Raw genomic sequence first — 12,298 nt, forward strand, 5'->3', positions numbered from 1 at the left:
CGATCTCCAACATGGTAAGGATCTGTTTGCCCATCACCCCACTCAGCCTGTAACAGGCTAATGGCTATCATCTTTTATTTAATTTTTCTCGTTATTAGTAAATTATGACCATGCCAAGTAAATTCAAATATAACAGCAAATATGCCATAAAATCCCTTACTGTGGGCCTTTTCTTTATTGCATTACTGGCTGTATCACTAGGTCTTAGCCACTACCTACTAACGCGTCAGCTTACCGATGTTGCCAGCAAGCTTGAGCATGAATACGAGCAAAGACTACTAGCCGCAAAAGCACAGATGCGAGAAGTGCAGGCGATGCTACAAGAGAATAAAGAGACTCACTGCTCTGAAGAGACCATCAAGCTGCTCAAGAAGAAGCTATTTACACAGAGTGACCAACCTGTGCCTTGGGTGAAGTTTAATGACGAAGACATTATCTGTTCGGCTATCGGTCGCTGGCCAATCCCTCCAGGAGGCAAATTACTCAGCAGAGATATTGATGGTCATGGGCTCGTGAAAACCACCGACGTTAGCGCCTTCTCCAAACAAAAGGTCATTTATGCCCGCGCAGCTGACAGTCTGACAAAGGTGTTTGTGCCTGTACAATCGATAGGAGCCGTTAATCGGGTTCTCGCCGACTGCCAAGCATGCGGTGGCATAAATATTAAAGCAAACTCCCATGATTGGCTCAGTCAAAATACTGATGCAAATCCCTTTGCAAGTATCGAGTACCAAGCCAAAGGCTCACAATTTAAGTACACCTTAATCAGCAATGAGTCAGCAAGAAACCTGCTTTGGCTAACCGTATTCCTACTATTACTACTACCTGCGGCATTCTTGGGCTTTACGCTCTATCTATATCGCGAGAAAATCTTTAAGTTTTATTGGCATCGTCGCTTCGTGTCGGCCATGAAAAAAGAGGCCTTCTACTTAGCTTATCAACCAATAATAGATACCAAGGCTGGACAAGTATTTGCGGTCGAAACCCTGCTAAGGTGGCGTAAGAAAAACGGAGACTGTAGAGAAACCTGCAGCTATATCAAAATGCTGGAGCAAGACTCTGTAATGCCACAGCTGACGAAGTGGATGATTAAAACTGCGTTAAGTGAACTAAAATCCTTACTTAGAAGTAATCAGATAGCCAGATGCAGCATCAATATCAGCGCGAAACAGATAGAGCAGCAAGATTTACTGCCATATCTACAGCTATTAGCTAACAATGGTTATCCCGTGGACCAATTATGCTTCGAACTCACCGAACGTCAGCCTATCGAGTCTTTACAGGTTATCCGTGAATTTATCGCTGGCTGTAAGCAGTTAGGCTGTCGCATCAAGCTCGACGATATGGGCGTGGGTTACGGTGGCGGTTTGCTTATCCAGCAGTTAGAGTTTGACTGCCTAAAGATAAATAAAGCCTTTATCAAAATAGTACTGAGCGAGCAAAACCAACCATTTCTCATCCGCTCCTACATTGCGATTGCGAGGGAGATGAATATTAATCTCATCGCAGAGGGGGTTGAAACCCGTGAGCAGGCTCTATACCTACAAGAGTTAGGTATTCATCTGCATCAAGGCTGGCTCTATTCAAAGGCACTGCCCGCAACGGAGCTAAGAACCTACTTACTCAACAGTTAACGTCTAAAACTCAATCAAGCCCTAGCATAATACTAATCAGTATAATGCTGGGGCTTAACATTTATAATGTGATAAATCTTCTGAACAACTAGTCACAACTCGCGCTAACAGTCACTAACAGGTTTCCCCAAAGCACCGATAGACTGAACCGTAAACCGTCCATAATTTAACATCTAGATTGAGACCAGCCCTGACAACGAGTACTATAGGTCTCCAATTTTTTTCTAGAGGTTGTTAATGGGCGCGATAGTGTCACGCATTAGGGGAAGCTTTGCCTTCTTGTGTTATGTAATTAACACGCTATTTTGGGTCACTCCAATATTAGTTATGAGCATTTTCAAGCTTATTCCTTTAACAGTGACTCGTAAGGCCTGCACCTATTTCCTCGATTTTTGTGCCAGTGCTTGGATCAGCGTCAATGGCGCTATCGAAAACCTGTTGCACCCGTTCAAACTTACTGTTGAAGGTGACACAGAGCTGTCTACCGAAGAGTGGTATATGGTTATTGCTAACCACCAGTCTTGGGTAGATATTCTCATCTTGCAGCGAATTTTGAACCGTAAAATTCCCTTCTTAAAGTTCTTCTTAAAACAGGAGCTGATCTTTGTACCTGTATTAGGGCTAGCTTGGTGGGCACTAGATTTTCCGTTTATGCGCCGCTATAGCACGTCACAATTAAAGAAAAACCCTAAGCTACGCGGTAAAGATATCGAGATCACTCGTAAAGCCTGTGCTAAATTCAAGAACAAGCCGGTCAGCGTAATGAACTTTGTTGAGGGCACCCGCTTTCATCCAGGAAAACACAACAAACAGAACTCACCTTTTACTCACCTTCTTAAGCCTAAGGCTGGCGGAATGGCTTTTGCGCTTTCGGCAATGGGCGAGCATATTGACAAACTAGTGGACGTCTCTATCTATTATCCCGGCAAGGTTCCGACCTACTGGGAATACATTAGCGGCCAAGTAAAAGAAGTTAGAGTTCATATTAGTGTTAATACAATTAATGATGAACTGCGCGGTGATTACATCAAAGACCGCCAATTCAAAATCCAATTTCAGCAAGAGTTAAACCTTATCTGGCAACAGAAAGATCGTGTACTAGCCCAATTAGCGCAAGCAGAAATCACTCGAGAAGAGGCATAAAAGCAAGATGTTAAACTTTTTACCTGGACCAGTCTTATATTTCCTAAGCACCCTATTCTTGATCATTAATACCGTTTTATGGGCATCACTGATCAGTGTAGGTGGCATCATTAAACTGCTACTGCCAATTACTGTCGTGCGCATCGGCTTAACCCATGTCATGAATCGCTTTATGTGGGCTTGGGCTACCTGTAATGGCGGTATTTTATATCTACTCGCCGACATTGAATGGGATATTAAGGGGCTAGACAATCTCGATAAAAAGAGCTGGTACCTACTGATCAGCAATCATCTCAGCGGCTTCGATATTGCGGTGCAGACTTATGTATTACGTAACCACATTCCTATGCTTAAGTTTTTTCTTAAAAAAGAACTTATGTACGTGCCATTTTTAGGCTTAGGATGCTGGGCACTCGATATGCCATTTATGACTCGAACTAGCCCCGCCAAGCTAAAGAAAAACCCTAAGCTTAAAGGCAAAGATTTACACAGCACCCGTCGTGCCTGTAAAAAATTCCGTAACATGCCAACATCGATTATCAACTATGTTGAAGGCAGTCGCTTCACAGGTGAGAAGCATGCTCGTCAAGACTCACCTTATCGTTACCTTCTACGCCCTAAAGCCGGTGGTATTGCCTTTGCGCTTTCGGCGATGGGTGAACAGTTTACCAATGTACTCGACATCACAGTCCTTTATCCTGACGTATTTAAAAAGGATGCCTTATACGAAGTGATGCATGGCCGCATGAAAAAGATTGTCGTGCGGGTAAAAGTACTACCTGTGCCCGAGGTCGATAATAAGCGCTATTTTTCAGAGGCAGCTTACCGCGTTGAGTTTCAACGCTGGCTCAATGATCTTTGGGAAAATAAAGATGAAGAGATCCATCATCTAATGCTTAAACACAATCCATCTAGCGAGCATATTGTTCATAAGCCTAGCGACTCAGATAATCAATAGATGTACCAAGTTTCATCTAGGCAAGGCATACAACCTTGCCTATTTAAAGCCTCTTTTAGCTTCAACACTTCGGAATTCGTCAAATAAACCGCACTCAAAACAAACAGTTCAAACCCCTAAGTAACAGACCGCAAACAGCCACGTCAATCTAGAGTTAGCCAATAAGCCTCCAGCAGCCCCTGCATACTGTAAAATCTACAATATAAAATACTAAGCAAAACTTTAAATTTGCCAGTAATGTCAATATGTTGACTAGACTTAGTCAGTTCTAGAGGATAGGCTCACCAGTCACCAACACAATAACAACAAGCGTATTAAAATGTATCGTCAACTCAAATTAGCCTACACCTTTTTTATTGTTCTCTTTATGCTGATGAGTATGGGCTGCGCAAATCAAGGCGGCACTAACTCCACTAAGTCACCACTACAGATCAGCGGTACCGAGATGGCTTACTTCTGGGTGACAAAAGATACGCTCATCAGTTGGCAACAGATATTGCCTCTGCCAACCGCCGAGCCTGCGCAAGATAAAGCAACCTATAAAGTCTCCTTTGTGATTAGCAACTCAGGGACAATGCAACAGGTCAGCATGGTTAACACCAGCGACGGCACTAAGATCCCCGTGGATGAACTGACAGGAATAAGCGAGTATCGGTTTTACCCAACCGCGCAGAACATTAGCCGTCAGGCGGTTATGATCAACACTATTGTCACGCTTTAAAAAACATCCATAAAAAAGGCTCCTAATTAGGAGCCTTTTGCATTCAGCTAAGTGAGCTAAGCTTAGCCTTTAGAAAATAGCTTGTTAGCCCTGCATACGCTTAACGTGCTGCACCCAGCCTTCTGGCCCTTGAATATGACCTTTCTGGATCTCGGTTAACACCTTATAGATCCGCTTAGTGTGCTCACCTACTTCGCCATCTCCGACCGTGACAATGCGGTTATCTTCGAAGATATAAGAGCCAACTGGCGATACGACAGCCGCAGTACCAAAACCACCCGCTTCGATGATCTCACCAGACTCGATATCGCTAATAAACTGATCCAACATCACCGTCTCTTGGCGTACTTCGCAGCCCAGCAGCCCGCCCAAATCAAGAATAGATTGTGAGGTAATCGACTTTAAGATGGTGTCGGTAAATTTTGGAATAATAATCGTGCCGTCTTTAAGCACGTGGAAATGGTTCATCGCGCCCACTTCTTCAATCTGCTTATTGTTAGCATCCAAGTACAGCACCTGCGCGGCACCATACTCAGCAGCAGCCTTACCCGCCTTTAGCGATGCCGCGTAGTTACCCGCCGCCTTAGAGGCACCGGTACCGCCGGCAACTGCGCGGTGAAAACGCTCGCTGATCAACAGACGAATCGCCTTATCGAAACCGTCGCTATAATAGGGGCCACTAGGGCTCAACATCACGCAGAAGGTATATTGCTCACTCGGACTCACCGATAAGCGGTCTTCGGTAGCAAAGATAAATGGACGGATATAGAGACAGGCGCCCTCTTGCATCGGGAACCACAAACGATCCACATCAATCAAGGCATTGATGGCATCTATCTGCATCTGTTCAGGTAATGCCGGAATACAGAGAATGTCTGCCGAACGATTTAAACGTTCGGCATTTTTATCAATGCGGAAGGTGTAAATTTCGCCGTCTTCGTGCTGGAAGGCTTTTGCACCTTCAAAAACTGACTGACCATAATGTAGAGCAATGGCACCCGGTGCAACTTCAAATGGGCCATAAGGAACGACTCTGGGATCACACCACTGCCCATCGCGATAATCCATTAAAAACATGTGGTCAGTTCTGAGGTTACCGAAGCCGACATTGCTTGTAGGCTTGAATTGCTCGGTACGGCGCTCTAACGCAGGTTTTAAGTTGTAAGTTATTTGCATTGTATACCACCTTGATTACTGACTGAGCAGCCTATCAGTGGTCATATAAAAGTCAAGCAAAACGGGGGCTAGCCTCAAGATCTTCAATAAGCGTATTAACTAAACTCTGGAAAGATATCAGGTAAGGGTTACTGAGCCAGCCCTCTTTTCAGGAGGGCTTTTTTATACTTTAAAAAAGAGTTAAGCGGCGCATTCTTTTTTGCGTAAACAAGGTGCTGAGCTATTGGCCGAGGAGCTGGTCAAGGCACTGCATGCGCTGCAACTCATATGATCGCGATAGTGTTTATCGAAAAAGTTCGAGCTTCGACTCTCGAGAGACTCAAACAGTTCAGGATTCAATGGCTTAGTCCACTTGTATTGCGCCATCAATCTTGCCAAGTGGCGATAACAGGTCTCGCGACGATTCGATAAGTATTCAGGCGCAATCAGTTGGCTTTCGAACTGGGTTAACGAACCTGTAAGGTAAAAGGTGATCCCTTGAACGAGCTCTTTCACCTGTAGTGGCGTGGCCACAAGTTCGCCTCTTGCTACGGCTTCATTGAGTGAGTCGGTAAACCAGCCCCAAAACGCATTGATACGCTTTTTGAAACGATCCACTTTCTCATCACTGGCCAGTTGCCACACCATGGTATTGACTGAAACAGAGCGCAGAGTAAAGAAACTCTTACTGCGCTTGATGGTTTCGAATGTAAACAGAATGGGCAACAACACTTTTTCTTGGGCGGTTAAATCGGGATATTTGTTAATAAATATTGGTAAGTGGTTAGAGGTCGCGCTGCGTAAAAAAAGACAAACCAAAACATCCTCTTTACGCTCAAAAAACTTATACAGTGTGCCAGTGGAACATCCCACCTCTTTCGCAAGTTGCGAGAACTTAAATGACACGATGCCTTGCGACTCAATGAGCCGTTCTGCGGCGTCGAGTATCTGGTTGCAGCGCATCATGGGCAACGTTTCAGTGGGACATTTCATCTATAACCAACCTGTTTATCGAGTTAAACCGATTATGCGCTTTTAACAATTGTCGATTATAGATACCTCTTTCTTAATCGGGATTCACTTCACGCTAATACCACTTTATTAGTAGGCTTTGTGAGTTACGTCATACAAACATTACGGACATAACTTTTAACTCCATATCGAATCCGTTCACATTTAGAAACACTGTAAAACATCGCAAATTTTGAGAGAAAATTTATTCGAGAGCTGCCTCACGAATAAATTTGTCACTGAAAAAATGGCGTGACTTAGTTCACCTTTAGCAACTGAACTTGCGTTTATCGTTACCTCATTCCCTGATTGAGGATTACGAGAAAATGCAAGGTAGAAGAAACTTTTTAAAACTGAGTGCTGGTGCTGCCGTAGGTAGTTTAGCGGCAACATTACCCGGTACCGTACAAGCTAAAACCTGTGGCGAAATTAACTGGGACGAAAGCGTAGACGTGATTGTTGTCGGCTCTGGCTTTGCAGGTCTTTCTGCTGCTGTAAATGCTAAACGCCAAGGCCTAGGTTCAGTACTTGTTTTAGAAAAGATGCAAGTGATCGGTGGTAACTCAGCCATTAACGGCGGCTGGTTAGCGATCCCTAAGAATCCTATCCAGTTGGCTCAAGGCGTGAATGACGACTCTCCAGAAGAGTTAGTCAAAGATCAGATCATCTCTGGCCGTGGCATGCAAAACGAACCTGCGCTACGCCAGATCGCTAACCGCTCTCTAGATGCTTACCATCTTTGTATCGATACCGGCGTTAAATTTCGTGACGGTTTTAATATCCAAGTGGGCGGTCACAACAAGGCGCGTGCTATTCGAACTCAACATGGTACTGGCGGCGACATCACCACCAAGTTATATGAAGCCGGTGTAAAAGAGGGCGTTGATTACCGTCTACAGCACTACATCGAAGACTTCATCATGGACGGTCAGAAAATCGTCGGCGTTAAGGTTCGTAAGAACTACCGCTTCCCCGATCTAAAAACCGGCACCACTATCTTTGTTAAAGCCAACAAGGCCGTTGTACTCGCTAATGGCGGCTTCGCTCGCAACATGAAGCTACGTGAAGCGGTTGATCCATCACTCGACCCAACACTCGATTGCACCAATGCGATGGGAGCGACAGGTGAAGTCACTCTAACGGCGATGGCATACGGCGCACTGCCTGTGCACATGAACCTTATCCAAACAGGCCACTGGGGCTCTCCAGATGAAGGCGGGTTTGGTTGGTCAAACGCCTTGCTATCTATCGGCTGGCACCAGGGTGTTGCTATCAGCGTGCTAAACGGTAAGCGTTTTATGGACGAGCGTGCTGACCGTAAGACCTGCTCTGAAGCCATTATGAAAAACCGTAACGCCGACGGCAGCCCAGCTTACCCAGTGGTGTTCTTCAACTATAACAACTATGCCAACGATGACCGTGTTGTTCGCGCACTGCGCGACAAGATGGCTTGGAAGGTCGACTCACTAGATGAGATCGCGGCTAAGTTCGATATTCCAGCTGCTGAACTTAAGCGCAGTATTGTTGAATACAACAAGCACGTTAGCGACCGTAAAGATCCGCTATTCAAGCGCAAGATGGATACGGCAGAAACGCTAACGGGTCCATTTGTAGTGTCACGCATCTGGCCAAAAGTGCATTACTGCATGGGCGGTCTGAAAACCGATTTAGGCGCTCGCGTAATTGATGGTCGCTCTATGGAGCCGATCAAAAACCTATACGCCATTGGTGAAGTGACAGGTGGTATCCACGGTGAAGCGCGTTTGAGCTCGACATCCTGCCTAGAGTGTCTAGCCATGGGCATCATCGTGTCTGAAACCATCAAAGCCGATCTATAAGGAGCCGTCAAATGAACAAGTTATTACTAAGCGCACTACTTGGCCTTGCTCTATCTAGCAACGTGATGGCTGGCGAGCTAGTGAAGATGAAAGGCAAGACCGAAGGACGGGTAAACCACGAATTTATCTACCAAGATGGCTGCCAAACCTGCCACCAAGGTTCGGGGAAGAAAAACGCAACTGACGCTGCCTGTGTTGAATGTCATGGCGACATCAACAGCATCCCAGTAGATGAAAGCAAACTGGCTATTCCAGAAGCGCATCCTCACAAGTCACTGCATTACAACCAAGGTGCAAGCTGCCTAGCATGTCATGCCGAGCACGAGAAGAAAGCACCAGTTTGTACAGAGTGCCACCGTACTTGGTTTGAAGAGATGTAATTTGACTGATTAATTTACAAATCTAAAAATAGAAATAGGGAATGATGATGAAAAATACCACTAAATTTATGTTGTCGATGGTGGCTACAGCAATCGCACTTTCAGGCTCAACAGCATTTGCTGCAGAGCAAACTGAAGATGGCATTAAGCTGGGCGGCGCAGTGCGAGTTAACTACGCTTACCGTGACTATGACGAAGCCAATAAAGATAAAGGCGGTGACTTTTACTTTGATATGGCAGCAATCAAGTTTGATGGCAAGCATGGTGATTGGGGTCTATCGGCTGAGTATCGCTTTACCTCGGGCACTAACTACATAAAATACGGTTACGCTTACTACGATGTCGATCCTGATTGGCAATTACAAGTGGGTATCAACAAGGTGCCATTTGGTAACCCGGACTTCATCTCAAACAGTTACTGGTTTGGCATTCCTTATTACTTAGGTTTTGAAGATGATCATGACACAGGTATCAAGGCTGTTTACGAAAAAAATGGCTGGCATACCGATTTAGCTTTCTATAAGAGTGCTGAATACGGCCCATCTGAAAACAAACGTTATTCGACTGATATCTACAGTGGCACAATTGCGGCGAGTGGTATCACTTACTACAACGAAGAAACGAACCAGTTCAACCTGCGTCAGACTTACACAGCAGAGCATGAAGGCGGTCAAACGACTCTTGGTGGCTCAGCACAATATGGTCAGATCTATAACAGCAATACAGGTAACAATGGTGATCGTTATGCAGTCGCGCTGCACTTAGACAGCAGCTACAAAGGCTGGAATCTGCAGCTACAAGCGATGCAGTATGAGTACGATGCCGCTGACGCTGTTGATGCTAACAAGATCGCCGTATCTGTTGTGAGCTGGCAGTATGAAATCGCCTCTAAAGGCCAATCTTATAGCGCTAACATCGCAAAGACATTCGCTACCGATTGGGGCAGCGTGAAGTGCTACAACGACTTCGGTCTGATGACACCCGATGTTGATGATTCTAGCTACGATAACAGTATGCAAAACGTGACAGGTTGTGCAATTTCGGCAGGCCCAACTTACACCATGGTCGATTTCGTGATGGGTAAGAACATGACCTTCTCTACCGCTAACAACGACCATGTGGGTCTACCAGAGATGGGCGACAGCTGGGACAAGCGCGTTAACATTAACTTCGGTTACTACTTCTAATAGCTGCTGAACTTTCAGCTATTATGTTAGCGCTTGCCAATGTTCCAAGCACAGGAGCATGCAAGGCTCATTAGCAAGCCTGACAAGGTTAACTCACGTTACCGACAGAAGCGAAGCTGCTCTCACTTCGCTTCTGTTACCCCTGCAAGCTTTAGATTCTCCCAACAATTGGACTAGGCACAGTATCCCTGCTTACTGCGCCGCAATGGATCGCGCCCTTTCTATACCAAATAGTAATAGGGCTTTTTTACTCTTCCCTACAAGAAATAACTATGAAACCGATGACTAAAGTCTCTATCTGTATCTATTTAATTGGCACTGTTTCGCAGTCATCCATGGCAAGTGAATACCATTTCGGTGGATTCCTAAAAGCCAATGCCCGCTATGTAGATGGCAACATTGCCTTTCAAGATAGCTGGACCGGTGGCGGCAGTGTCACTGACTCTGCAAAAAGAAGCCAATTTAGCGCCGCCGAAAGCCGCTTCAATGCCGGTATCACTCATGGTGATGTGTATGGCTTTGCAGAGATCGATTTCTCAGGCTCGGCTCAAGGTAATCCAGCTTTTTCTAACTCCTATAGTCCACGCTTAAGACATGCCTATATCAACTACCAAGACTTCACCGTAGGCCAAACTTGGTCGACCATGGTTAACACCAGTGCCTTTGCCGAAACGGCAGATTTAGGTGGTCCCTTAGTTGGCCAGGCCATGGTACGCCAAGCACTAGTACGCTACAGCACTGAGAGTTGGCAGTTTGCGCTAGAAAACCCTTACACCTACGGCACTCAGGCTGGTAGTACAAATGCCGATAAAAAGTGGGTCGATACCAGCAATGATTATGTCCCCGACGCAGTAATCCGTTTCAATCAAAAAGGCGACTGGGGCAATGTATCTGTAGCAAGTTTACTGCGATATTTAGACCCACAAGGTACAGCACAGTTTGGTGCTGGTGTCTCACTCGCTGCCAAGCTAAAAACCGTTGGTAAAGACGATATTCGCCTGCAACTTCACTACGGCAACCTAGGCCGCTATGTGGGAACCGATGCGGCTAGAGATATGGTTAGTGGCGAAATAGAAACCACCACCTCGGCCATGTTTGCTTATCGCCACTTCTGGACAGAGCGTACACGTTCGAGCCTTTTCTACGGCCACACTATCACCGAACAGGAGCAGTCAAACCGCTTTCATGCAGGGGTGAATCTGTTCACCAACCTCACACCGGCATTAGAACTTGGTTTTGAAATCGGTCGTTACCAGATTGATGATGGACTGAGCCCCTATGAAGATATCCCGGCACCGCAGGGCGCCTCAAATTACGCCCAGATGAGTTTGCAATTTCATATTTAAAAAACAGTAAAGGAAAGATTATTCGCGACTTGGCTCACGAATAAGTTTGCTGCTTAAAATGCTGCGTGATCCAATTCAACTTTACGCAGCAATTATCACTTTATTGTTAGTTCAAGCCCGTTAAAACGAGCACAATATCGCAGCTTTGGCTGCATCAGCTAAAAAACAGGATGAGAATGATGAAATTAAAAATGATGTTCGGCATTGCCGCGCTAACCTCTACAGCCGCTTTTGCCCAAGGTCCACAGTGTGATCATGCTCAGCTGCCATACCAGCAGATGACACCAGTCCCATATGACAGCACACCATATTCACCACAAGACACTATGCCTGAGCAGTGTAGCAACCCAGAAGTTGAAGCGTATATCGCAGCATGGGAAGCAGGTGAAATTGATTTCACGACTATCCAAGCTAACGACAGCATCGCTAAAGATCAGCAATTCTGTAAGTCATTAGATGACGACGGCAACGTACTAGAAATTCAAGACTGTGATAAATCAAAATCACCAGTTGGTTATATCTGGAAAGAGCTTTCAGATAGCCCAGTGGTTATTGGTATTACAGACGGTGGCAAATCTGACCACGCACCACACTTCCATGGCCAGCCTGAGTGTTACTACGTAGTAAACGGTGAAGGCCAAACTCTTGCCGATAACCAGTTCAAGAAGCTAGGCACAGGTCAGTACTTCTACATTCCTGGTGCCACTATCCACAATACGCCTATCATGTCTGACAAAGGCCTAGGTGTAATGTACTGGTACCCGAACAATGCACATTTTAACGGTTTTAAGTACTACTGGCGTAAAGACGTTAAGAACCTACGCGTAGCGGAAGAAGCATTCGACCGTGTTGATGAGATCCGTAAGCGTGACCTAAACCTAGGCCCATATGGCACTAACGAAGCTATCTTCAAGAAATAAAAAGT

Annotated in this window: 11 protein-coding genes; 9 read left to right on the forward strand and 2 right to left on the reverse strand. The window is 45.5% G+C overall.

Annotated elements, in window-relative coordinates:
- Positions 1-110 precede the first annotated feature (110 nt).
- From SHAL_RS20465 to SHAL_RS20480, 4 genes are all read left to right on the forward strand, one after another.
- Positions 111-1,634, forward strand: coding sequence for an EAL domain-containing protein (locus SHAL_RS20465; RefSeq protein ID WP_223296224.1), 1,524 nt, complete (start codon positions 111-113; stop codon positions 1,632-1,634).
- Between the two features lie 237 nt (positions 1,635-1,871).
- Positions 1,872-2,777: a 1-acylglycerol-3-phosphate O-acyltransferase, YihG family gene (gene yihG, locus SHAL_RS20470; RefSeq protein ID WP_012279018.1), complete on the forward strand. Its 906-nt coding sequence runs from the start codon at positions 1,872-1,874 to the stop codon at positions 2,775-2,777.
- Between the two features lie 7 nt (positions 2,778-2,784).
- Positions 2,785-3,735 (forward strand): 1-acylglycerol-3-phosphate O-acyltransferase, YihG family, encoded by a 951-nt coding sequence (gene yihG / locus SHAL_RS20475; RefSeq protein ID WP_012279019.1) that lies wholly within the window; start codon positions 2,785-2,787, stop codon positions 3,733-3,735.
- Positions 3,736-4,054: 319 nt separating this feature from the next.
- Positions 4,055-4,456 (forward strand): hypothetical protein, encoded by a 402-nt coding sequence (locus SHAL_RS20480; RefSeq protein WP_012279020.1) that lies wholly within the window; start codon positions 4,055-4,057, stop codon positions 4,454-4,456.
- Between the two features lie 84 nt (positions 4,457-4,540).
- Here the strand turns inward: SHAL_RS20480 and SHAL_RS20485 are convergent, their stop codons facing one another.
- Together SHAL_RS20485 and SHAL_RS20490 are read right to left on the reverse strand one after the other, a co-directional pair.
- Positions 4,541-5,632: a branched-chain amino acid aminotransferase gene (locus tag SHAL_RS20485; protein WP_012279021.1), complete on the reverse strand. Its 1,092-nt coding sequence runs from the start codon at positions 5,630-5,632 to the stop codon at positions 4,541-4,543.
- A gap of 180 nt (positions 5,633-5,812) precedes the next feature.
- A complete protein-coding gene (locus tag SHAL_RS20490; RefSeq protein ID WP_012279022.1) occupies positions 5,813-6,604 on the reverse strand; it encodes a TetR/AcrR family transcriptional regulator in 792 nt (263 codons plus the stop codon).
- A gap of 344 nt (positions 6,605-6,948) precedes the next feature.
- Here SHAL_RS20490 and SHAL_RS20495 point away from each other — a divergent pair, with 344 nt between their 5' ends.
- From SHAL_RS20495 to SHAL_RS20515, 5 genes are all read left to right on the forward strand, one after another.
- Positions 6,949-8,460 carry a flavocytochrome c gene (locus tag SHAL_RS20495; RefSeq protein ID WP_012279023.1) on the forward strand — a complete coding sequence of 504 codons (1,512 nt, stop codon included), beginning with the start codon at positions 6,949-6,951 and terminating at the stop codon, positions 8,458-8,460.
- 11 nt (positions 8,461-8,471) lie between these two features.
- On the forward strand, positions 8,472-8,840 hold the full coding sequence (locus SHAL_RS20500) for a cytochrome c3 family protein (RefSeq protein WP_012279024.1): 369 nt from the start codon (positions 8,472-8,474) through the stop codon (positions 8,838-8,840).
- A gap of 44 nt (positions 8,841-8,884) precedes the next feature.
- Positions 8,885-10,027 carry a putative porin gene (locus SHAL_RS20505; RefSeq protein WP_041416626.1) on the forward strand — a complete coding sequence of 381 codons (1,143 nt, stop codon included), beginning with the start codon at positions 8,885-8,887 and terminating at the stop codon, positions 10,025-10,027.
- 272 nt (positions 10,028-10,299) lie between these two features.
- Positions 10,300-11,373 (forward strand): DcaP family trimeric outer membrane transporter, encoded by a 1,074-nt coding sequence (locus SHAL_RS20510; RefSeq protein WP_012279026.1) that lies wholly within the window; start codon positions 10,300-10,302, stop codon positions 11,371-11,373.
- Positions 11,374-11,549: 176 nt separating this feature from the next.
- A complete protein-coding gene (locus SHAL_RS20515; RefSeq protein ID WP_012279027.1) occupies positions 11,550-12,293 on the forward strand; it encodes a cupin domain-containing protein in 744 nt (247 codons plus the stop codon).
- Positions 12,294-12,298: the final 5 nt, after the last annotated feature.

The sequence above is a fragment of the Shewanella halifaxensis HAW-EB4 genome (genome assembly GCF_000019185.1).
In the GTDB taxonomy this organism is placed as follows: Bacteria; Pseudomonadota; Gammaproteobacteria; order Enterobacterales; family Shewanellaceae; genus Shewanella; species Shewanella halifaxensis.